General features: G+C 68.8%; 21 protein-coding genes. 8 read left to right on the top strand and 13 right to left on the bottom strand.

Features of this window, described 5'->3' with window-relative positions:
• Positions 1-66: 66 nt before the first annotated feature.
• The gene (locus PV396_RS14845; protein ID WP_319204654.1) at positions 67-2253 is read left to right on the top strand and encodes an acyltransferase family protein; all 2187 of its coding nucleotides are present in this window, start codon (positions 67-69) and stop codon (positions 2251-2253) included.
• A 128-nt stretch (positions 2254-2381) separates the two neighbouring features.
• On the opposite strand, the gene PV396_RS14850 is transcribed toward PV396_RS14845, so the two are convergent.
• Entirely contained in the window at positions 2382-3284 is a 903-nt protein-coding gene (locus PV396_RS14850; protein WP_319204656.1) for an SDR family oxidoreductase, read from the bottom strand.
• 188 nt (positions 3285-3472) lie between these two features.
• On the opposite strand from PV396_RS14850, the gene PV396_RS14855 reads away from it, so the two are divergent.
• Positions 3473-4363: a LysR family transcriptional regulator gene (locus PV396_RS14855; protein WP_319204659.1), complete on the top strand. Its 891-nt coding sequence runs from the start codon at positions 3473-3475 to the stop codon at positions 4361-4363.
• 16 nt (positions 4364-4379) lie between these two features.
• Here PV396_RS14855 and PV396_RS14860 read toward each other — a convergent pair whose 3' ends face one another.
• Entirely contained in the window at positions 4380-5117 is a 738-nt protein-coding gene (locus PV396_RS14860) for a DUF6215 domain-containing protein (protein WP_319204661.1), read from the bottom strand.
• Between the two features lie 421 nt (positions 5118-5538).
• On the opposite strand from PV396_RS14860, the gene PV396_RS14865 reads away from it, so the two are divergent.
• Positions 5539-7809, top strand: coding sequence for a M4 family metallopeptidase (locus tag PV396_RS14865; RefSeq protein WP_319204663.1), 2271 nt, complete (start codon positions 5539-5541; stop codon positions 7807-7809).
• Positions 7810-7812: 3 nt separating this feature from the next.
• Here the strand turns inward: PV396_RS14865 and PV396_RS14870 are convergent, their stop codons facing one another.
• Together PV396_RS14870 and PV396_RS14875 are read right to left on the bottom strand one after the other, a co-directional pair.
• Entirely contained in the window at positions 7813-8088 is a 276-nt protein-coding gene (locus tag PV396_RS14870) for a DUF397 domain-containing protein (RefSeq protein WP_319204665.1), read from the bottom strand.
• Complete coding sequence (locus PV396_RS14875; protein WP_319204667.1) at positions 8070-8903, bottom strand: helix-turn-helix domain-containing protein; 834 nt, start codon at positions 8901-8903, stop codon at positions 8070-8072. Before PV396_RS14875 ends, PV396_RS14870 begins: the two co-directional genes overlap by 19 nt.
• A 120-nt stretch (positions 8904-9023) precedes the next feature.
• Between PV396_RS14875 and PV396_RS14880 the strand changes: the two genes are divergently transcribed.
• Both PV396_RS14880 and PV396_RS14885 read left to right on the top strand, forming a co-directional pair.
• A complete protein-coding gene (locus PV396_RS14880) occupies positions 9024-9239 on the top strand; it encodes a hypothetical protein (RefSeq protein WP_319204669.1) in 216 nt (71 codons plus the stop codon).
• Between the two features lie 59 nt (positions 9240-9298).
• A complete protein-coding gene (locus PV396_RS14885; protein ID WP_416071418.1) occupies positions 9299-9487 on the top strand; it encodes a hypothetical protein in 189 nt (62 codons plus the stop codon).
• A 20-nt stretch (positions 9488-9507) separates the two neighbouring features.
• Here the strand turns inward: PV396_RS14885 and PV396_RS14890 are convergent, their stop codons facing one another.
• The gene (locus tag PV396_RS14890; RefSeq protein ID WP_319204672.1) at positions 9508-9912 is read right to left on the bottom strand and encodes a twitching motility protein PilT; all 405 of its coding nucleotides are present in this window, start codon (positions 9910-9912) and stop codon (positions 9508-9510) included.
• The gene (locus PV396_RS14895) at positions 9909-10178 is read right to left on the bottom strand and encodes a hypothetical protein (RefSeq protein ID WP_319204674.1); all 270 of its coding nucleotides are present in this window, start codon (positions 10176-10178) and stop codon (positions 9909-9911) included. Before PV396_RS14895 ends, PV396_RS14890 begins: the two co-directional genes overlap by 4 nt.
• A 111-nt stretch (positions 10179-10289) precedes the next feature.
• Between PV396_RS14895 and recO the strand changes: the two genes are divergently transcribed.
• The gene (recO, locus tag PV396_RS14900) at positions 10290-11039 is read left to right on the top strand and encodes a DNA repair protein RecO (protein WP_319204676.1); all 750 of its coding nucleotides are present in this window, start codon (positions 10290-10292) and stop codon (positions 11037-11039) included.
• A 54-nt stretch (positions 11040-11093) separates the two neighbouring features.
• The gene (locus PV396_RS14905; protein ID WP_319204678.1) at positions 11094-11942 is read left to right on the top strand and encodes an isoprenyl transferase; all 849 of its coding nucleotides are present in this window, start codon (positions 11094-11096) and stop codon (positions 11940-11942) included.
• 99 nt (positions 11943-12041) lie between these two features.
• Here PV396_RS14905 and PV396_RS14910 read toward each other — a convergent pair whose 3' ends face one another.
• The 6 genes from PV396_RS14910 to PV396_RS14935 form a co-directional block, all read right to left on the bottom strand.
• Positions 12042-14492 carry a M4 family metallopeptidase gene (locus PV396_RS14910; protein ID WP_416071402.1) on the bottom strand — a complete coding sequence of 817 codons (2451 nt, stop codon included), beginning with the start codon at positions 14490-14492 and terminating at the stop codon, positions 12042-12044.
• Positions 14493-14724: 232 nt separating this feature from the next.
• The gene (locus tag PV396_RS14915; RefSeq protein WP_416071403.1) at positions 14725-15942 is read right to left on the bottom strand and encodes an MFS transporter; all 1218 of its coding nucleotides are present in this window, start codon (positions 15940-15942) and stop codon (positions 14725-14727) included.
• A 128-nt stretch (positions 15943-16070) separates the two neighbouring features.
• On the bottom strand, positions 16071-16490 hold the full coding sequence (locus PV396_RS14920) for a Fur family transcriptional regulator (protein ID WP_319204683.1): 420 nt from the start codon (positions 16488-16490) through the stop codon (positions 16071-16073).
• Positions 16491-16548: 58 nt separating this feature from the next.
• Positions 16549-17451 (bottom strand): metal ABC transporter permease, encoded by a 903-nt coding sequence (locus tag PV396_RS14925; RefSeq protein ID WP_319204685.1) that lies wholly within the window; start codon positions 17449-17451, stop codon positions 16549-16551.
• Positions 17451-18221 (bottom strand): metal ABC transporter ATP-binding protein, encoded by a 771-nt coding sequence (locus PV396_RS14930; protein ID WP_319204687.1) that lies wholly within the window; start codon positions 18219-18221, stop codon positions 17451-17453. The genes PV396_RS14925 and PV396_RS14930 overlap by 1 nt, the downstream gene beginning before the upstream one ends.
• 48 nt (positions 18222-18269) lie before the next feature.
• Positions 18270-19229, bottom strand: a complete 960-nt coding sequence (locus tag PV396_RS14935; RefSeq protein WP_319204689.1) for a metal ABC transporter solute-binding protein, Zn/Mn family — start codon at positions 19227-19229, stop codon at positions 18270-18272.
• Between the two features lie 219 nt (positions 19230-19448).
• Here PV396_RS14935 and PV396_RS14940 point away from each other — a divergent pair, with 219 nt between their 5' ends.
• On the top strand, positions 19449-20831 hold the full coding sequence (locus PV396_RS14940) for a glycine--tRNA ligase (RefSeq protein ID WP_319204691.1): 1383 nt from the start codon (positions 19449-19451) through the stop codon (positions 20829-20831).
• A gap of 76 nt (positions 20832-20907) precedes the next feature.
• Here PV396_RS14940 and PV396_RS14945 read toward each other — a convergent pair whose 3' ends face one another.
• Positions 20908-21114, bottom strand: a complete 207-nt coding sequence (locus tag PV396_RS14945) for a hypothetical protein (protein WP_319204693.1) — start codon at positions 21112-21114, stop codon at positions 20908-20910.
• Positions 21115-21208: the final 94 nt, after the last annotated feature.

A 21208-nucleotide genomic window follows, 5' to 3' on the forward strand; every position in this document is an offset into this window, starting at 1 on the left:
GGCCGGAAAATTTTGGGTGACCGGACGGTGTGGGCCACAACCGTTCGGGAGAGGCGACCGTCTCTGATGAGCGTGAGCCTGGGCCCGAACGTGAGTATGAACGTGAAGACGACGACAACGGCGACGCCGACAACGCAAGCGACGCCGGCCGAAGGACAAGCCGGGCTGCGACTCGACATGCAGGGCCTGCGTGCCGTCGCCGTGTCGCTGGTCGTCCTCGGCCACGCCGGCGTGGCCGGATTCGGCGGCGGCTATGTCGGTGTCGACGTCTTCTTCGTCATCTCGGGATTCCTCATCACCTCCCTGCTGGTAAGGGAGTTGAGCGCGAGGAGCGGGCTGTCGATCCGCAGGTTCTACGCCCGCCGGGCACTGCGTCTCCTCCCCGCCTCGACCCTCGTCGTCGTGGCCACCCTCGCCGGTTCCTGGCTGTTCCTGTCGAGGGTCCGCTTCGAGGAGTACGCCGGAGACGCGCTCAGCAGCGCCTTCTACGCGGTGAACCTGCGCCTCGCGGCGAGCGGCACCGACTATCTGGCCGAGGGGAGCCCGCCGTCCCCGTTCCAGCACTTCTGGTCGCTGGCGGTGGAGGAGCAGTTCTACCTGCTCTGGCCGCTGCTCCTCATACTCAGCTGGCGGCTGGCGCGCCGACGGCGAGCACTGGTGGTGGCGGTACCGCTCGCGGTGCTCTGCCTGCTGTCGTTCGGGCTGAGCGTCGCCGTGACGGAGTACTCACCGTCCTGGGCGTACTTCGGCTCGCACACCCGGTTCTGGGAACTGGGCGCCGGCGCCCTGCTGGCCCTCTCCGCCGACCGGCTGCGCACGCTGCCCGCCAGGCTGACGGCACCCATGACCTGGACCGGCCTCGCCTGCATCCTCGCGTCGGCGACCCTCTACGGCAAGGACACCCCGTTCCCCGGATATCACGTGCTCCTGCCGGTGCTCGGCGCGGTCCTCGTCCTGGCCGGCGGCTGCGCGCCCTCCCGCTACGGCGTCCAACTGCTCCTCGCCAGAAGGCCGTTGGTCCGGCTCGGCGGACTGTCGTACGGCTGGTATCTGTGGCACTGGCCGCTGCTGCTCATAGGCCCGGCGGCGCTGGGCCGGCTCCCCGGAACGTCCGACGTCCGACTGTCGCTGCTGCTCTGCGCGATCGCCCTGGGCCTGTCCTGGGTGACCCTGCGCCTGGTGGAGAACCCGGTCCGTTTCCACTCGGCGTTCCGTGGCCGCCCGGGGCGTGCGCTGCGGCTCGGGGCGGCTCTGTCGGCGGGCGCGGCACTGATCGCCGTAACGGCGGCCGCGTTTCCGCCCGCGATCGACTCGGGCACCACCTCGCCCTCGCTGCGGCAGGCGCTGGCCACCGCGCCGGACCCCCAACTCCGGCTGCGTGAGCTGCTGGAGACATCGGCGACCAGTCTGCCCAGCAACCTCGCCCCGCCCCTCACCGACATCAAGTCGGTGCGGTCGGCGGTCTACCGGGACGGCTGCCATGTGGCGTACGGCAGTACGAGCGTCCCGCCCTGCGAGTACGGGGACCCGGCCTCCGGCAAGGTCGTCGTCCTCTTCGGCGACTCCCACGCGGCCCAGTGGTTCCCGGCGCTCAACCGCCTTGCCAAGGAGCGGGGTTGGAAGCTGGTGTCGCTGACGAAGGCGTCGTGCAAGGCGGCGAAGGTGACCCTGCGGCGCTTCGGCGGGCCGTACGCGGCGTGCGACACCTGGCGCTCCCGGGCGATCGCGAGAATCGTGTCGCTGCGTCCGGCGCTGGTGATCGTCTCGTCCTCGGACGCGGGCGATCCGCTGTATCCGGGGCCCGACCCCGTCAAGCAGTGGACGGACGGGTTCCGTGCGACGTACGACGCGGTGGGGGCGTCGGGGGCGAGGGTGGTCGCGTTGCTGGACACGCCATGGCCGCGGGTGGACGCGGTCGACTGCGCCGCGATGTTCTCGCTTCGGCTGGATCGGTGTGCGGCGCGGTTGCCGGGGGCGATTCGGGATGCGTCCCGGCGGGGGGCGGTGGTTGAGGCGGCGGGGGAGTCGGGGGCGGTGGTGGTCGATCCTGCGCCGTGGGTGTGTACGGCGGGGGGTGACTGTCCTGTGTTGGTGGGTAATACGGTCGTCTATCGGGACGACAGCCATGTGTCGGAGGGGTTCGCGGAGGCGGTGGCGCCGGTGCTGGGGGAGAGGCTGGGTTTCTCGCCCCCGCCGCCCCTACCCGTCCCATCCCTGGGGGCTGCCGCCCCCAGACCCCCGCTTCGGCCCTGAAGGGGCCTCGTCCTCAAACGCCGGACGGGCTGAACTACTCAGCCCCTCCGGCGTTTGAGGAGCGGGGGTTCGGGGGCAGCGCCCCCGAGACGGATGGGACGGGTAGGGGCGGCGGGGGCGAGGAAAAGCTACGGCGCGTCGAAGTAGTGGCCCGCCTCAAGGTCCGCCAGCAGGCCCATTTCCCCGGGCTGCCAACCGAACCGCTCCCTCGTCACCGCACTGGACGCCGGAACATCAAGAGCGAAGAAGTTCCCCAGCCACCCGAAGTGGTCGTTCACATCCTCACCCCGCACCGAAACCACCGGCACCCCAAGCCCCCGCCCGATGGCCTCGGCGATCTCCCGCGCCGAAACCCCCTCCTCGTCGACCGCGTGCAGCCGAACACCCGCCGGCGCCGGATCCGACTCCAGCGCCAGCCGGAACAGCCGGGCGACATCGAAGCGGTGGGTGGCGGCCCAGCGGTTGGCACCGTCCCCCGGGTACGCCGAGACACCCTTGGCGCGCGCGATGTCGATGAGGCGAGGTACGAAACCGTGGTCCCCCTCACCGTGCACCGACGGCGGCAGCCGCACCGCCGACGCCCGCACCCCGCGCTCCGCGAGCCGCATCACCGCGGTCTCGGAGGCGAGCCGGGACATATTGGCCCCCTTGCCGTTGCCCGGGTTGTCCTCGGTCGCCACCTCGCCGGGGGAGAAGGCGGTGCCGGAGCACATGAGGAGAGGGCGGTCGGAGCCCACCAGCACCTCGCCCAGTGTCTCCACGGCCCGCAGGTCGGTCCGGGCGGCCTCCTCGAGGTCGCGGAAGTCATGGACGTACGCGGTGTGGATCACGGCCTCCGAGGCCGCCGCTCCCGCCCGCAGACTGTCGAGGTCGTCCAGGTTGCCCCGGTGGACCTCTGCGCCGGTCTCCTTCAGCGAGACGGCGGCCTCGTCCGAGCGGACCATCCCGACCACCTCGTGACCCGCGCCCAGCAACTCCCGTACGACGGCGGACCCGACGAACCCGCTCGCCCCAGTGACGAACACACGCATGTTGAACTCCCCTGAAAAATCGGCCTGTTGACAACAGTTGATGTCGGCCGGTGTGCTTCCAGCGTGCGTGCGGGGTCCGGTCGGCGTCCAAGACCTGTTCCGGAACGAGCAATGCGTATCAGGCATCACAGCAGCTCAGGATGTCTGTGCGGGGTCAGCTCCCTCAACTGCCTGATTACGATGGAGATATGAGCCAGAGCCCCGATCTCGATCTGCGGCTGGTGCGGTACTTCACGGTGGTCGCCGAGCAACTGCACTTCGGCCGTGCCGCCGAGATTCTGCGTATCGCCCAGCCGTCGCTGAGCCGTCAAATCCGGCGTCTGGAGCAGGAGTTGGGTGCCTGTTTGCTGGACCGCACGCCGCAGGGGAGTCGTCTCACGGAGGCGGGTGAGGTCTTCCTGCCGCACGCCAGGGCGCTGCTGCGTACGGCGGCCCGGGCTGCGTCCCAGGCCCGCGCCGCCGCTGAGCCCAGCCGTCTCGTCGTCGGCTACACGTCGAACCTGATCGTCACTCCGGCCGTACGGGAGCTGCGGCGCCGGCACCCGGATGCCGACGTACGAGCCCTGCACCTGGACTGGAACGAACCCCGCACCGCGCTGCTGGACCACAGGGTCGACGCTGTGATCGCCCGACTCCCGCTCGCCGCCGCCGAGTTGGAGGTTACGGTCCTCTACGAGGAACCCCGGGTCCTGGTCGTCCCCCTCGATCACCGTCTCGTCGGCAAGGAGTCTGTCACCCTCGACGACATCGCCGACGAGCCGTTGCCCAGGGTGCGGGACGACGCGGCCTGGAACGCCTTCTGGCGTATCGATCCGCGTCCGGACGGCAGCCGGGCACCGGAGGGGCCGTTCGTCGGGGCGCTGGAGGACAAGTTCGAGCTCATCGCCGCCGGGCAGGCGGTGGCCATCGTCCCCGGCGGGCTCGGGTTGGACCGGATGCGCCCCGACCTCACCACGGTCCCCCTGGACGGCATCGACCCGAGCCATGTCGTACTCGCCACCCGGGCGGACGACCGCAGCCGTCTCCTCGCCTCTTTCCGGAAGGTGGCGAGGGCCCTGCTGACGGGCGGCGCTTCCTGAACTCGGCCCTCTGGACTCAGCCCGTCGGCCACCCCGGGACAGTCGGCAGTACCTGCTCGGCGACGCGGAGAAGCGCTGCGTCGTCGGGGCGCAGATCGTCCTGGCGCCAGATGGAGATCTCGTACGTACCGCCGCCGTCCTCGGGGTCCTTGGCGACCAGGAGGTTGCGGGAGATACCGCCGGGGCCGGTGGAGCCCTTTCCGTCCTTGAAGACGAAACCGAGGGTCCGGCCCGAGTAGAGGAACGCCGAGTGGCCCAGGACCGTTTTCCGCTCTCCCGACACGGACAGGAACTCGGAGTCGGTTATGTCGGCGACCGAGATGTCCTCTGCCTCCGTGAGCTTCAACGAGTAGCCCTCGAGTTGGACGGTGGCCTCAGGGTCGGTCGACATGACGTCGAGCTTGTCGCTGGACGTGGCTTCGTGGCTGTAGGCGCCCAACGCACGGTCGTCGGGCGTGCCGAGGAGCGTCGGCAGGTCCGGGCGGTTCAGCGCCTCGCACAGCTGTACACCGGAGACGGGCTTGGACAGGGGCACGTCGTCGTCCGAGCGTGAACACGAGGCGGGTGGGCTGTCCTTGGGATCGGGCTGGTTCTTCGCGATCACCCAGAAACCCACCGCGAGGCATGCGACCACTATCAGCGCCGATACGACCTGGGCGCCCTCGCTCATGCCCTTCGCGGATTTGGCCGGTTCAGTTGTACCGGCCGGTTCAGTCGGCTCGGCCGATCTGGGTACGTCGATGTCGTTGGTCATGTCCCCCACCCTGGATGCCCCCACCCCACGCGTTCGCGCCAGATGCGGCGCGCCGGGGGAGCCTAACCGCGCCGTCTCTGCTTTTGGAAGCTCCGGAACTGCCCGGCCGCGGGCCTCAGTTGGCAAGGCGGCGGCTGAAAAGTGCTCCCAGCAGGACGGATCTTCGCTCGGGCATGGTCAATTCAAGCCGTAGTTTTGGCATTCGCATGACAAAGCAAGGCACGCAGTGCCACTCTGCTGCTCAAGTTCACCATTCCTTCACACCCGCACCATGCGGGGCACACACCCCCACTCACCCCCACTCACCCCCCACCTCCTCGCACCCGCCTGCCGTGCAGCGCTCCGGACCGGCCGCATCCCGTCGGTCCGCCCCCTCGTCGGTCCCCACCAGGGGCCGGCCGTCGCACAGAAGGAGAACCCGTTGCCCCGGCGACACAACCCCACCCTCCGGCGCAGAGGCGCCACCGCCCTCGCGCTGACGACCATCGGGACCCTGCTCGCCCTCGGAGCCCCCAACGGCACCGCGAGCGCGGCCCCGGCAGACCCGGGCCCGGCCAGGATCACCGCCGAGCCTCGCGCGGGAGCCGCCTCGGTGCCCCTGTCGGCGACCCGCCGCGCCTCACTGATCAAGAGCGCGCAGACCGTGGCCGACACCACGGCCCGTCAACTCGCCCTCGGCGCGCGGGAGAAGCTCGTCGTCAAGGACGTCGTCCAGGACGCGGACGGCACCACCCACACCCGCTACGAACGCACCTACGCCGGACTGCCCGTCCTCGGCGGCGACATGGTCGTCCACCTCAAGAGCAACCGCACCACGGTCTCCAAGGCGAGTGGCGCGACCCTCGCGCTGCCGTCCCTCACCCCGAAGCTCTCCGCGGCCGGCGCCACCGGCAAGGCGCTCGCGGCGGCGAAGGGCGCCGACGTCACCGGCACCGAGACCGAACACGCGCCCCGCCTCGTCGTCTGGGCCGGCGCCGCCAAGCCCGTCCTGGCCTGGGAGACGGTGGTCGAGGGCGTCCAGCCCGACGGCACGCCCAGCGAGCTCCAGGTGGTCACCGACGCGAGCACGGGCAAGCAGATCCTCGCCGCCGAGAAGGTGCACACCGGCGAGGGCACCGGCCAGTACGTCGGCACGGTTCCCCTCGGCACCACCCTCTCCGGATCGACGTACCAGCTCACCGACGGCGCCCGGGCCGGCCACAAGACGTACGACCTGAACCAGGGCTCCTCGGGCACCGGCACCCTCTTTACAGACGACAACGATGTCTGGGGCAACGGTCTGCCGTCCAACCGCCAGACCGCCGGTGTCGACGTGGCCTTCGGTGCCGCGGCCACCTGGGACTACTACAAGGACGTTTACGGCCGCAACGGCATCCGCAACGACGGTGTCGCCGCGTACAGCCGGGCCCACTACGGGAGCAACTACGTCAACGCCTTCTGGCAGGACAGCTGCTTCTGCATGACCTACGGCGACGGCTCGGGCAACACGCACCCGCTGACCTCCCTCGACGTGGCCGCCCACGAGATGAGCCACGGCGTCACCGCCGCCACCGCCAACCTGACCTACTCGGGCGAGTCCGGCGGGCTCAACGAGGCGACCTCCGACATCTTCGCCGCGGCCGTCGAGTTCCACTCGAACCTCGCCGCCGACCCCGGTGACTACCTCGTCGGCGAGAAGATCGACATCAACGGCAACGGCACTCCGCTGCGTTACATGGACAAGCCCTCCAAGGACGGTGCCTCCCGCGACAGTTGGAGTTCCACGCTGGGCGGCATCGACGTCCACTACTCCTCGGGCCCGGCGAACCACTTCTTCTACCTGCTCTCCGAGGGCAGCGGCGCCAAGACCGTCAACGGCGTCGCCTACGACAGCCCGACCTCCGACGGTCAGGCCGTCACCGGCATCGGCATCGACAACGCAGCGGCCATCTGGTACCGGGCGCTGACGACGTACATGACCTCGTCGACCAACTACGCGGGCGCCCGCACCGCCACCCTCCAGGCCGCGGGTGACCTGTTCGGCGCCTACAGCCCCACCTACCTCGCCGTCGCCGACGCCTGGGCCGCCATCAACGTCGGCAGCCGGATAGCGCTCGGCGTCAACGTCGCCCCGATCGCCGACCAGACCAGCGGCGTCGGCCAGGCGGTCAGCCTCCAGGTGGACGCGTACACCACCAACTCCGGTTCGGAGCTGACGTACGAGGCCACCGGCCTGCCCGACGGCCTGACCATCAGCCCGAGCGGCCTGATCTCCGGAACGCCGACCACTGTCGGCGCCGGCGATGTCGCCGTCACGGTCACCGACAGCACGGGGGCGTCCGTCACGGACACCTTCACCTGGCGGATCGCGTACATCTACGCCACCACGACCCGGGTCGACATCCCCGACAACGGTGCGGCTGTGGAGTCCCCGATCACCATCGAGGGCCGCGACGGCAACGCCTCGGCCACGACCTCGGTCTACGTCAACATCGTCCACACGTACCGCGGTGACCTGACCGTCGACCTGGTCGGCCCCAACGGCACGGTCTACTCACTCCTCAACCGCACCGGCGGCTCCGCCGACAACGTGGACCAGACGTTCACGATCAACGCGTCGGCCCAGCCCATCAACGGCACGTGGAAGCTGCGCGTGCAGGACAGGGCGTCGATCGACGTCGGCTACGTCCAGCGCTGGCAGCTCACTCCCTGACAGCTAGGGGCGGACGCCTGAGCCGATGAACTCGGCCCAGGCGAGGGCCCCGATGAGCAACACGGGCCCGTCCGAGACCTTGCTGTCCCGGACGGGCACGATGCCGGGGACTCCGTCGGCTACTTCGACGCAGTTTCCGCCTTCGCCGTTGCTGTACGTGCTCTTGCGCCAGCGGGCGGCGCCGATGAAGTCGTACCCAACCTCGACGCAGCTGCCGCCGTTGCCGTCGCTGTAGGTGCTTTTGCGCCAGCGTGCGTTGCTCAACTCGTACTCGCGCATCGTCTGTGATCCTCCGCCGCCGATTCGATCAGGGCCAGGGACGCCTCCGGCGACAGCGCGGCGGCCCTGATCAGATCGTATGACGCTTGCGCGCGCTTCACCACAGCCGGATCGTCCAGCAGGTTGCCCGAATACACGGCTTCTGTATAGGCGGTTGGGGGCGCGTCGTCGAACTCCATGAGCGTCACCATGCCGTTGAGGGCGTAGGCACCGGCTGCGTACGGCAGCACCTGGACCAGGATCTTTCGCTCACGCATGAGCCCTGCGATGTGCTCCAACTGCTCGGCCATCACGGCATGGCCGCCGACCGGAATCCGCAGCGAGTTCTCGTGCAGGACCGCCCAATACTCGGGCCGTGTAGCGTCCTTGAGGATCTTCGCGCGGTCCAGTCGGCCGGACACCTTCTCCTCGATGTACTCGTCCGCCGCGAGGGGGTTCATCGCGATCGTCACCGCGCGTGCGTACGCCGCCGTCTGCAACAGCCCTGGCACCAGCGCGGGCGCGAACTCACAGATCTTCGTCGCCAGCGACTCGAGTTCGGCCGCCTTCGCGAAGTAATCCGCGTATCGCTTGTCGTCGATGAGCTTGCGCCACGTGCGCTCGAAAATACCGTCGGTTTGCAGGACGTCGTCCAGCCGCATGGCCACATCCAACTGCGGCTTACGAATCGCCTGCTCGAACTGCCCGATGTAGCCCCCGGAGACGAAGACCATCGCCCCCAACTCGACCTGAGTTAACCCCGCTTCCTCCCTCCGCCGCTTCAACTCCGCGCCGAAGAACTCCCAAGCCGCCTGTCGCTGTGAACCATTGGCCATAACCGGACCGAACCCCCTTCGACTGCACCACCGTTGCTGCGCCCAGAGCCTTCCGAGTGTAGGCACAACGCGTCATCGTAGAAGTGCGAAGAGTGAAACTCGATAAGTCAGGGGAGCACGGTGACTGCACGACAGACGGCACACTCGGCGGGCTGCGTCGAAGAGGCGGAGGAAATTGTGAAGGAATTGCGGACGGCGTTGAAAAACGCCGGGATTACCTTGCCGTCGCTTCGATTGGACGCGGCGAGTGTCGCCCGGGAGGCGCCCCGTCCGCTCATCGAATTGGGACGCTGCAACGTCGAGACGGCGGCCCGGATCGCGGCGGCGCTGCGATGAACGACGTGAGGCCGGCGAAGTCGGGAAGGGCGGGGCGGCCGGACGTGGGGACGTACGTCATGGACGCGCGCACCGGAAAGGTCGGCATCGTCATGGGGCACGAGGGGTGCTACGTCCAGCTCAGATCGTACGGCGGCGGCCGGGAGTGGGACGCGGCCCCGGAGGCCCTCCGCCCCGCCACCCCGGCGGAACGCCTCAGCGCGGCGACGGCGTACGCGAACGCGCGCAGCCGCGGTGAGGTTCCTTGAGGAGGCTTGACGGGGTGGGATCAGTTCAACGAGTTGACCTCGGCACCCTTGCCTGCCCGACCCAGGTGGTCCAGGAGGTGCTGAATGTCCCTGGGGTCCGAGGTGACGATCAAGGCGGACGTGTCTGCGGCCAATACGGCGACGGCACCGTCGACCGGGTCCGACGTGCCGGCCCGCCCAAGCAGTTCTCCAACCCTCCGGGCCAGAGCGTGATTCAGGTCCTGGACATCGCATCCATTGAGGACGCGGGCGACCTGGGCCTGGCGGGCGCCGTCCCGCCACACCTGGGCCACGACCGGTGCGGGCGCCAACGGCACGCCTCCAGCGATGAGGTACGAGCGATGGGCTCGCCAGAAGGTGGGGTCGTTTCGTTCGGCGGCGATCAGGGCTCCGGCGTCGTACACCACGGACTTCAGGATGCTCACGCGACACCTCGTGACTGCTCGCCCGGTGAGACCGGGTGGGTGACACGCTCCATGAAGTCGTCCACCCACGCCTGCTGCTCCGGGGTCGGCGGAGGAACGTGAGCCATGGCCTCCTCCGCTGCGGCGAGACCAGCCTCGATCTTCGCCGCGCGTTCTGCCGCGCGCGACAGCCAGGCGGAAACGCTCAGCCCGTCGCGTTCGGCGGCAGATCTGACGGCTTCGAGTGTCTCGCTGGGGATGGTGATGGTGACGCGTTCAAGGCTCATACCGAAAGTCTTACTGGTCGTCGGGGTCCAGCACCAGCTGAAGCCGCCTCGTTCACTGGTAAGAAGTACGGCCCCGTCCGAGGCTGCCGTTCCGTACGCGACAATGACCCCATGAGCCTGTTCCGTGACGACGGTGTCGTGCTGCGTACCCAGAAGCTGGGTGAGGCCGACCGGATCATCACGCTGCTCACGCGCGGTCACGGGCGGGTACGGGCCGTGGCCCGAGGGGTGCGGCGGACCAAGTCGAAGTTCGGGGCCCGGCTCGAACCGTTCTCCCACGTCGACGTGCAGTTCTTCTCGCGGGGGAGCGACCTGGTCGGCCGCGGTCTCCCCCTCTGCACGCAGAGCGAGACCATCGCTCCGTACGGTGGCGGGATCGTCACCGACTACGCCCGGTACACCGCCGGGACGGCCATGCTGGAGACGGCGGAACGCTTCACCGACCACGAGGGGGAGCCCGCCGTACAGCAGTACCTGCTGCTCGTCGGCGCCCTGCGCACCCTCGCCCGCGCCGAGCACGAGCCCCACCTCATCCTCGACGCGTTCCTCCTGCGTTCCCTCGCCGTCAACGGGTACGCGCCCTCCTTCGGCGACTGCGCGAAGTGCGGCATGGCCGGGCCGAACCGCTTCTTCTCGGTGGCCGCCGGAGGCTCCGTCTGCGCCGACTGCCGGGTGGCCGGGAGCGTCGTACCCTCTCCCCAGGCCCTCGAACTGCTCGGCGCGCTACTGACGGGCGACTGGGCGACGGCGGACGCGTGTGAGCCGCGTCACGTCAGGGAGGGGAGCGGACTGGTGTCCGCCTACCTGCACTGGCACCTGGAGCGCGGCCTGCGCTCCCTGCGCTACGTAGAGAAGCAGTAAATCGAGAACAGAGCAGTACCAAGCTCCGTAAGTAAGCAGAGAGACGAGAGACTCATGGCCGTACGCGGGATCCTGGGGCGCCAGCGCCGCGAGTACAAGACGCCGGAACCGCACCCCTCCGGCGCCACCGCGCCGAAGCTCCCCGGCGAGCTCGTACCGAACCATGTGGCGTGTGTCATGGACGGCAACGGGCGGTGGGCCAAGGAGCGCGGGCTGCCGCGTACGGAAGGGCACAAGGTCGGCGAGGGTGTCGTCCTCGACGTCCTCAAGGGGTGCCTTGAACTCGGCGTCAAGAATCTCTCCCTCTACGCCTTCTCCACCGAGAACTGGAAGCGGTCCCCGGAAGAGGTCCGCTTCCTCATGAACTTCAACCGTGACGTCATCCGGCGCCGGCGCGACGAGATGGACGAACTCGGTATCCGCATTCGGTGGGTCGGGCGCATGCCCAAGATGTGGAAGTCCGTCGTACAGGAACTCCAGGTCGCCCAGGAGCAGACCAAGAAGAACGACGCCATGACGCTCTACTTCTGCGTCAATTACGGCGGTCGCGCCGAACTCGCCGACGCGGCCAAGGCGATGGCGCAGGATGTCGCCGCCGGAAAGCTCGACCCCGCCAAGGTGTCCGAGAAGACCATTCAGAAGTACCTCTACTACCCGGACATGCCGGACGTCGACCTTTTCCTTCGCCCCAGCGGAGAACAGCGCACCTCCAACTACCTGATCTGGCAGTCGAGTTACGCGGAGATGGTGTTCCAGGACGTCCTCTGGCCGGACTTCGACCGCCGCGACCTGTGGCGCGCCTGCGTCGAATTCGCCTCCCGCGACCGCCGGTTCGGCGGGGCGGTCCCGAATGAGCAACTCCTGGAAATGCAGCGGGACATGAAGGGCAACGTGCAGGGCTGAACGCGGATACCCGGCGCGCAGGCACAACCCCAGCGGCACCCGGCGCCGAGGAAGGCGCCGGGTGCCGCTGTCGTGCCCGTGGGGGGAAGGTATCGGTGATCAGCTGGTCGTGACCGCCGTGTCGTCGATCACGAAGCTCGTCTGGAGCGAGGAGTCCTCGACGCCCGTGAACTTCAGCGCGACCGTCGTGCCGGCGTAGGCCGACAGGCTCAGCGACTTCGCCACGTAGCCGCTTGCCGCGTTCAGGTTGGAGTAGGTGGCCAGAGTGGTCGAACCGGCAGTGACCGTCAGCTTGTCGTACTGCGTGCTGGTGGAGGTCTCGGCCGTGTCGATGTGGATGTAGAACGTGAGCTTCGTGCCCGTGCAGCCCGCTGGGATCGTCACCGACTGGGACAGCGTGTCGGTGTGGGTGGAGCCGTAGCCGTCGAGCCAGGCCTTGTAGGAGCCGGTGCGGGCCGCCTGGCTGCTGGAGTTGGTGATGACGCCGCTGGAGCCGGTCCAGGTGGTGTTGCCGGACTCGAAGCCCGCGTTGCCCAGCAGCTGTGCCGAGGTGCAGGAGCCGCCGCCGGTCGCGCTGACCGTCCAGGTGAAGGACGCCGTACCGGTGGCGCCCGTGCTGTCGGTCACCGTGACCGTCGAGCTGTAGGTGCCCGCGGTGGTCGGGGTGCCGGTGACGGCGCCGGTGGAGCTGTTGATCGACAGGCCCGTCGGCAGACCGCTCGCCGAGTAGGTCAGCGCGCCGCTGTTGGTGCTGCTCGCCGTGATCGCCAGGCTCACCGCCGTACCGACCGTCGACGACTGGCTGCCCGGGTTGGTGACCGTCACGCCGTTGGACGGGACGGTGATGTGGGCGCCGACGTTGATGCCCGCGAAGGCGTTGCCGACCCCGGCGTACTGGGTCGAGTTGGTGCCGTACAGCGACGCGGCTGCGTTCAGCGCGGCCGTGCGGGCCTGGGCGTACGTGGTGCTGGACGTCATGTACGTCGTCAGCGCCTTGTACCAGATCTGCAGCGCGGCGGCCCGGCCGATCCCGGCGACGGCGACACCGTCGGAGGTCGGGCTGTTGTACGTGACACCGTTGATGGTCTTGGTGCCGCTGCCTTCCGACAGCAGGTAGAACATGTGGTTCGCCGGGCCCGAGGAGTAGTGCACGTCCAGGTTGCCGACGCCCGAGTACCAACTGTCCGCCGAGCCACCGTCCTTGCTCGGCTTGTCCATGTAACGCAGCGGCGTGCCGTCGCCGTTGATGTCGATCTTCTCGCCGATGAGGTAGTCACCGACGTCGGAGGCGTTGTTGGCGTAGAACTCGACTCCCGTGCCGAAGATGTCGGAGGTCGCCTCGTTCAACCCGCCTGATTCACCGCTGTAGTTGAGGCCGGCCGTGTTGGAGGTGACACCGTGCGTCATCTCATGCCCGGCCACGTCCAGCGAGGTCAGCGCGTGCGTACTGCCCGAGCCGTCGCCGTACGTCATGCAGAAGCAGTCGTCGTCCCAGAAGGCGTTCACGTACGCCGTGCTGTAGTGCACGCGCGAGTAGGCGGCCACCCCGTCGTTCTTGATGCCGCTGCGCCCGAAGGTGTTCTTGTAGAAGTCCCACGTCACCTGGGCGCCGTAGTGCGCGTCGACCCCGGCGGTCTGCGTGTTGGACCCGGCCCCGGTGCCCCAGGTGTCGTCGGCGTCCGTCATCAGGGTGCCGGTGCCCGACGTGCCGTTGTTGAGGCTGTACGTCTTGTGGGTGCCGCGTGTCGTGTCGTTCAGCTGGTACGTCGAACCGGACAGCGTGGTCCCGATGGTCACCGTGCCGCTGTACTGGCTGTTGCCCGTACCGGTCTTGATGGCCTGGAACTCGTACAGCTTCGCGCCGGTCAGCGCGTCCGTGATGACATGCAGCTGGCTCGGCGTGCCGTCGTCCTGGAGACCGCCGACCACCGTTTCCCAGGCCAGCTTCGGCGTACCGTTGCCGGCCCAGATCACCTTGCGCGGGGCCTTGTCGGTGGTGGCCTTCTCCGCGTCCAGCGCCTTCGCCGCGCCGAGCGCCTTCGACTCGGCCGCCGACTTGGCGAACGTGGGGGTCGTGGACGCGACCGAGATCGCGCGCCGCGTGTTGAACGTGCTGCTCACCGTCCCCGACGCCTTGGAGGCGGGCGGGGTGTGCACGACGAGGTCGCCGCCGAGGACGGGCAGACCGGCGTACGTCCGCTCGTAGCGGGTGTGGAGGGTGCCGTCGGCGTCCTTGCTGACGTCCTTGACGACGAGCTTCTCCTTGGCGCCGAGACCCAGGGTCCCGGCGGTCTGCGTCGTCCGCTGCGCCGCGCTCCTGATCAACTCCGTGCGCTGGGCCGGGGTCAGCTTCACCTGGACGGCGCCCGCGCGCAGCGGGCTGGGGGCCGGGGGAGCGGGCTTGGCGGCGGCCGGGACCGTCTGGACGCCGACGGCCAGAAGGGTCGCACTGGCGAGCAGGGCGCCCGCGGCGGTGGCGGTGGCCTTGCGGGAGCGGCCGGATCCGAGGGGGGTGCTGGATCTGTGGGGGGTGGTGGACTGTCGTCTCACTCGTGACTCCTCCTGCGACGGCCGCGCCTTCAACGGCCGGAAACAGAACCGGGCGGACGGGGGTGTGCTGCCCGGGGTGAGCTGAGCGGGTGCGCGATGTGCGTGAGGTACGTGATCTGCGCGATGTGCACGAGACGTGGGGGATGGCTGCCGGAAGAGTGGCAGCTTTGAGGCGTCCATGTCAGCAATAAATAAGAGGTCGAGGGTTATCCCTCTGCGCGGTCAAGGGCCCTCAGTCCCTGCTGCGGGGCAGCAGCAGGGGAGTCGCGAGGATCAGGACGCCCGCCGCCCCGACAGCGGTCAGGGGCGTGGTGAGCGCGGCCAGCAGCCCCCACAGCGCGGTCAGCGCCGCGACGGTCAGCTTGCTGGACACCGACCAGGCGGAGAGCGTACGGGCGACCCGGTCCGCCGGGGTGTGCTGGAGCCGGTAGGTGGCGTACACCGGGTTGAACACCCCCATGCTCAGGATCAGCCCGAACTGCACGACCATCACGAGGACGAGCCCCGTCGTACCGCCGTGCAGGAACACCATGCCGATCGGCCAGCACACCCGGAGCGTCCCGAAGGTGAGCATGATCCTGCGCTGCCCGTACCGCGCCACCAGCGGCCGGGACAGCCGCGAGCCGATGAGACCGCCGGTGCAGGGCACGGCGAAGGCGAGGGCGTACTGCCAGGGCGCGAACCCGAACCGACCGAGCATGAGAACGGCGACGAGCGGAGCCGTCGCCATGATCAGCCCGCTGACCAGCACGGTGTTGAGAAACAGGGGCCGCAGCACCGGATCGACCAGAATGAACCGCCACCCCTCGACCAGATCCCCGGCCCGGACCCGCGCCCGCCGCTCACCTTCGGGGCGAGACCGCCGGCCCTCCTCCGGCCGCCCTCCGATCGCCCGGATACCGGCCGCCGACAGCAGAAAGCTCACCGCGTTCGCGACCACCGTGGTCACCGGCCCGAGCAGCCCGACGGCGGCCCCGCCGAGCGGCGGCCCGAGCACACTCGCCGTCCACATGGTGGACTCGAACCGCCCATTGGCGACGAGGAGTTGAGAAGGCGGCAACAGAGCCTTCAGATACGACCCGCTGGCCGCGGTGAAGGTGATGTCGGCGGCGGCGACCACGATCGCCACCACCACGAGCTGCGCGAAGGTGAGCACGTCGAACGCGTACGCGGCGGGAACGCTGAGCAGCACCCCGCACCGCACGAGATCCATCGCGACCATGACCGGCCGCTTGCGCCGAAACTCCACCCAGGGCCCGAGCGGCACGGCCACCACGGCCCCGACAGCCAGCCCGGCAGCGGCCAGCAACGAGACCTGGGCGGGCCCCACATGCAACACAAGAACAGCGATCAACGGAAACGAGTCGAACGCCAACCATGTCCCGGCGAGACTGGTGGCGTAAGCCCCCCACAACCACCGAAAAGGCGTCCCAAGGGACTCGGTGCTCAACCGCTCATCTGTTTCCCCGACATGACCCACCGCGAGAACCTATCGGACGCGGACCGGAGCGCCCCTATAGGGGCGCGGGGAACTGCGCGACAAGCCCCAACGCACCCGCAGAAAACACTGAACGGAACCTACTCCTGCCCAACCGCAGAGCACTCCGCACAGGTCCCGAAAATCTCCACCGTATGAGCCACGTTCACAAACCCATGCTCCAAAGCGATCCCCTCAGCCCACTTCTCCACCGCGGGCCCCTCCACCTCCACAGCCTTGCCGCACACCCGGCAGACAAGATGATGGTGATGGTCACCGGTCGAGCAGCGCCGGTACACCGACTCCCCGTCCGACGTCCGCAGGACATCCACCTCACCGGCGTCCGCCAGGGACTGCAGTGTGCGGTAGACGGTCGTCAGGCCGACCGAGTCGCCCTTGTGCTTGAGCATGTCGTGGAGTTCCTGGGCACTGCGGAACTCGTCGACCTGGTCCAGCGCCGCCGCCACAGCGGCACGCTGGCGGGTGGATCGTCCCTTGACGGGCGGGCCGGCCGTCGTCACCGTTGTCTCCTCACGTCTGCGCTTGCCGGGCCATTGTGCCAGCCCGGACAGCGCGGGGTCAGACGCCCGCGTTGTCGGCGGCTTCCCTGCTGGCCGGAATGACACACTCCGCAGGGTCCCCGGCCGCGTGCGCGGCGGCCGCGGCGCGGGCCCGGCGCCGGGCCAGTGGCGTCGCCAGCGCGGTCAGGGCGATGAACGCGCCGATGGTCAGCAGCACGATCGTCGCACCGGGCGGCACATCCTGGTAGTACGAGGTCACCGTCCCGCCGATCGTCACGGACACTCCGATCGCCACCGCGATGGCGAACGTCGCCGCGAAGCTCCGGCTCAGCTGCTGGGCCGCCGCCACCGGCACCACCATCAGGGCGCTGACCAGCAGCAATCCCACCACGCGCATCGCGACCGTCACCGTGATCGCCGCCGTGACCGCCGTGAGGAGGTTGAGGGCTCGGACCGGGAGGCCCGTCACCCGGGCGAACTCCTCGTCCTGGCTGACCGCGAAGAGCTGGCGGCGCAGACCGAGGGTGACCAGCACCACGAACGCCGCGAGCAGACAGATCGCCGTCACGTCCGACTCGCTCACCGTCGAGAGCGACCCGAACAGATACGAGGTCAGGTTGGCGTTCGAGCCGGTCGGCGCGAGGTTGATGAACATCACGCCGCCGGCCATACCGCCGTAGAAGAGCATCGCGAGGGCGATGTCGCCGCGTGTCCTGCCGTACCAGCGGATGAGTTCCATCATCACCGCGCCGACGACGGCGACGCCCGTCGCCATCCACACCGGCGAGGTGTTCAGCAGGAAGCCGAGGCCGACGCCGGTCATCGCGACATGGCCGATACCGTCGCCCATCAGTGCCTGCCTGCGCTGGACCAGGTAGATGCCGATCGCGGGGGCCGTGATGCCGACGAGCACGGCGGCCAGCAGGGCCCGCTGCATGAAGGCGTAGTCGAGGAAGTCCATCAGCTCAGCAGTCCCGTCCGGATCGGTTCGGCGTCGTGAGCCGCGTGCGGGTGTACGTGGTCGTGGCCGGGCAGCGCGTGCTGTCCGACCGCCTGCGGGGGCGGCCCGTCGTGCAGGACGCAGCCGTCGCGCAGGACGACGGCCCGGTCGATCAGCGGCTCGAGCGGCCCGAGTTCGTGCAGCACGAGCAGGACCGTCACCCCGGCCGCGACCTGCTCCCGCAGCGTCCGCGCCAGCACCTCCTGGCTCGCCAGGTCGACGCCCGCCATCGGCTCGTCCATGATCAGCAGCTCGGGTTCGGCGGCGAGGGCACGGGCGATCAGTACGCGCTGGTGCTGACCGCCCGACAGGGCGTTCACCGAGTCCTTCGCGCGGTCCGCGAGCCCCACGAGGCCGATGGCCCGCCGTACGGCCTCGTGGTCGGCCTTGCGGAGCATGCCGAAGCGGGCGCGGGAGAGGCGGCCCGACGCGACGATCTCCGTGATCGTCGCCGGCACCCCACCGGCCGCGGTCGTCCGCTGCGGTACGTAGCCCACGCGCCGCCAGTCCGTGAAGCGGCACCGGGGGACGCCGAACAGCTCGATCTCGCCCGCGCTGACCGGGACTTGGCCGATGACCGTGCGGATCGCGGTCGACTTGCCCGAGCCGTTCGCGCCGAGCAGCGCGACGACCTCACCGCGGCCCACGGTGAGGTCGATCCCCCGCAGGACCGGGCGGGCGCCCAGCTCGGCGCGTACGCCGCGCAGGGAAATGACCGGCTCGCTGCTCATGCGTGGTACCTCCGCTGTGTCACTGCTGTGTCACTTGTGTCTCTGGCGCTACTTGGCACCCAGAGCCGTCCGCAGGGCCTTGAGGTTGGCCTGCATGACCGCGATGTAGTCGGTGCCCCGGGACTTCTTCGTGATGCCCTCGAGCGGGTCGAGGACGTCCGTGCGGAGGTTCGCGTCGTCGGCGAGGGTCTTCGCGGTCTTGTCGGAGACCAGTGTCTCGTAGAAGACCGTGGTCACTCCGTCCGCCTTCGCCTCCTGCTGAAGCTCCTTCATCCGCGCGGCGCTCGGCTCGCTCTCCGGGTCGACACCGGCGATGGCCTCCTGGGTCAGGCCGTAGCGCTCGGCAAGGTAGCCGAAGGCCGCGTGGTTGGTGAAGAACACCTTCGTCGCGGTGTTCTTCAGGCCGTCCTCGAACGACGTGTTGAGCGAGTTCAGCTTCGCGGTCAACGTCGCGGCGTTCTTCTTGTATTCCGCCGCGTTGGCCGGATCGGCCTTCTGGAAGGCGGCGCTCACACCGTCGGCGATCTCGGCGTACTTCACCGGGTCGAGCCAGACGTGCGGGTCGAGGCCGGAGGCCTCCTCGTCGGAGTGCGCTTCCTCACCCTCGTGGCTGTGTGCGGTGCCGTCGTGCTTCTCGAGGGTGGTGAGGGTCGCCGCGTCGATCTTCGTCTTCGCCTCGGACTGCGCCACCGCCTCGTCGACGGCGGGCTGGAGGCCCTTGAGATACAGGACCGCGTCGGCCTTCTGCAGGTCGACGGTCTGCTTGGCGCTGATCTCGAGGTCGTGCGGCTCCTGGCCGGGCTCGGTCAGCGTGGTGACGGAGACATGGCCGCCGCCTATCTGCTCCGCGAGGTACTGCATCGGATAGAACGACGCCACGACGTCGAGCTTTCCGCCACTGTTCCCATCGGCGGCGCTCGAATCCGAGGAACAGGCGGACAGGGCGCCGAGCCCGAGCGCGGTGGCCGCCGCGATCGCGGTGCCCGATATGAGTCGTCGTACGTTCATGACAGTCATTTTCAATGATTCTGGAAACGATTGTCAACAAGCGGGCTTTTGGGACAGGCGCGGGCCCCACTGCCGACCCCACTACCGGAACCGATTTGATTGGGGGGCGGGCCCCGCCGGTAACCTGAGTCATTCGCTCTGAAGCGCATCGCTTCCGCCCGTCCGGAACGCGTCCGCTTCATCGCCCGTCGTCGTAATCGTCGTAATGAAGAGAGCACCGTGGCCGCCGACAAGATCGACACCATCGTCAGCCTGAGCAAGCGCCGTGGCTTCGTATTCCCGTGCAGTGAGATCTACGGCGGCCAGCGCGCCGCCTGGGACTACGGGCCGCTGGGTGTCGAGCTCAAGGAGAACCTCAAGCGCCAGTGGTGGCGCTACATGGTGACGTCGCGCGAGGACGTCGTCGGCATCGACTCGTCCGTGATCCTGGCGTCCGAGGTCTGGGTGGCCTCCGGCCACGTCGCGACCTTCTCCGACCCGCTCACCGAGTGCACCTCCTGTCACAAGCGCTACCGCGCCGACCACCTGGAGGAGGCGTACGAGGCCAAGCACGGCCGTACGCCCGCCAACGGCCTCGCGGACATCAACTGCCCCAACTGCGGCAACAAGGGCCAGTTCACCGAGCCCAAGCAGTTCTCCGGTCTGCTGTCGACGCACCTCGGCCCGACCCAGGACTCCGGCTCGGTCGCCTACCTGCGCCCCGAGACCGCCCAGGGCATCTTCACCAACTTCTCGCAGGTGCAGACCACTTCGCGCCGCAAGCCGCCGTTCGGCATCGCCCAGATGGGCAAGTCGTTCCGCAACGAGATCACGCCCGGCAACTTCATCTTCCGCACCCGTGAGTTCGAGCAGATGGAGATGGAGTTCTTCGTCAAGCCGGGCGAGGACGAGAAGTGGCAGGAGTTCTGGATGCAGGAGCGCTGGAACTGGTACACCGGCCTCGGCCTCCGCGAGGAGAACATGCGCTGGTACGACCACCCGGCGGAGAAGCTCTCGCACTACTCCAAGCGCACCGCCGACATCGAGTACCGCTTCCAGTTCGGCGGCAACGAGTGGGGTGAGCTGGAGGGAGTCGCCAACCGCACGGACTACGACCTCTCCGCCCACGCCAAGGCCTCCGGCCAGGACCTCTCCTACTTCGACCAGGAGGCCGGCGAGCGCTACACGCCGTACGTCATCGAGCCCGCCGCCGGTGTCGGCCGCGCGATGCTGGCGTTCCTCCTCGACGCGTACTTCGAGGACGAGGCGCCCAACGCCAAGGGCAAGATGGAGAAGCGCACGGTGCTGCGTCTCGACCCGCGCCTCGCGCCGGTCAAGGTCGCCGTCCTGCCGCTGTCCCGCAACCCCGAGCTGTCCCCGAAGGCCAAGGGGCTGGCGACCGCCCTGCGTCAGAACTGGAACATCGAGTTCGACGACGCGGGCGCGATCGGCCGCCGCTACCGGCGCCAGGACGAGATCGGTACGCCGTTCTGCGTGACGGTGGACTTCGACACGCTGGACGACAACGCGGTCACGGTTCGCGAGCGGGACACCATGAAGCAGGAGCGCGTGTCGCTGGACCAGATCGAGGGGTACCTGGCGCAGCGTCTTATCGGCTGCTAGGGGTTCGGTTTCGGCTGCGCGTCCGGTGGGGGCTGGTCGCGCAGTTCCCCGCGCCCCTCAAGGGGCGCGGGGGAGGTCAGCCGGCTTTCGGGTCCACCGTCGCCTGATGTTCCTCGGCGAGGTGTTCCTCCGCCTTCAGCCACGGCAGGAACTGCACCTTCTTGCGCCAGCCGCAGGTGTCGCAGTTCATGACCCGTTGCGCGCCGGTGCGTTGGACGTGGACGACGTGTTCCCGTCCGTGCTGGTCCCAGCGGCTCACCTTGCTCGCGTTGATCTGCAACATGACCTCTCCGCCGTCCAGATGATGGATGCGTGCAGCTGTGAGTGTGCAGCAAGAGCAACATCAACAGGGGGCGGCCGTGTGAAGAGTTGAGACA

It is taken from the genome of Streptomyces sp. ME02-8801-2C, from assembly GCF_033793965.1.
In the GTDB taxonomy this organism is placed as follows: Bacteria; Actinomycetota; Actinomycetes; order Streptomycetales; family Streptomycetaceae; genus Streptomyces.

Bases quoted from the DNA above. Each gene is read 5' to 3' on its own strand.
- PV396_RS14855 (WP_319204659.1), top strand. From the start codon at position 3,473: ATGAGCCAGAGCCCCGATCTCGATCTGCGGCTGGTGCGGTACTTCACG.
- PV396_RS14885 (WP_416071418.1), top strand. From the start codon at position 9,299: ATGGACGCGCGCACCGGAAAGGTCGGCATCGTCATGGGGCACGAGGGG.
- PV396_RS14875 (WP_319204667.1), bottom strand. From the start codon at position 8,903: ATGGCCAATGGTTCACAGCGACAGGCGGCTTGGGAGTTCTTCGGCGCG.
- PV396_RS14850 (WP_319204656.1), bottom strand. From the start codon at position 3,284: ATGCGTGTGTTCGTCACTGGGGCGAGCGGGTTCGTCGGGTCCGCCGTC.
- PV396_RS14905 (WP_319204678.1), top strand. From the start codon at position 11,094: ATGGCCGTACGCGGGATCCTGGGGCGCCAGCGCCGCGAGTACAAGACG.
- PV396_RS14930 (WP_319204687.1), bottom strand. From the start codon at position 18,221: ATGAGCAGCGAGCCGGTCATTTCCCTGCGCGGCGTACGCGCCGAGCTG.
- PV396_RS14845 (WP_319204654.1), top strand. From the start codon at position 67: ATGAGCGTGAGCCTGGGCCCGAACGTGAGTATGAACGTGAAGACGACG.
- PV396_RS14870 (WP_319204665.1), bottom strand. From the start codon at position 8,088: ATGCGCGAGTACGAGTTGAGCAACGCACGCTGGCGCAAAAGCACCTAC.
- PV396_RS14945 (WP_319204693.1), bottom strand. From the start codon at position 21,114: ATGTTGCAGATCAACGCGAGCAAGGTGAGCCGCTGGGACCAGCACGGA.
- PV396_RS14895 (WP_319204674.1), bottom strand. From the start codon at position 10,178: ATGAGCCTTGAACGCGTCACCATCACCATCCCCAGCGAGACACTCGAA.
- PV396_RS14860 (WP_319204661.1), bottom strand. From the start codon at position 5,117: ATGACCAACGACATCGACGTACCCAGATCGGCCGAGCCGACTGAACCG.
- PV396_RS14935 (WP_319204689.1), bottom strand. From the start codon at position 19,229: ATGAACGTACGACGACTCATATCGGGCACCGCGATCGCGGCGGCCACC.
- PV396_RS14925 (WP_319204685.1), bottom strand. From the start codon at position 17,451: ATGGACTTCCTCGACTACGCCTTCATGCAGCGGGCCCTGCTGGCCGCC.
- recO (WP_319204676.1), top strand. From the start codon at position 10,290: ATGAGCCTGTTCCGTGACGACGGTGTCGTGCTGCGTACCCAGAAGCTG.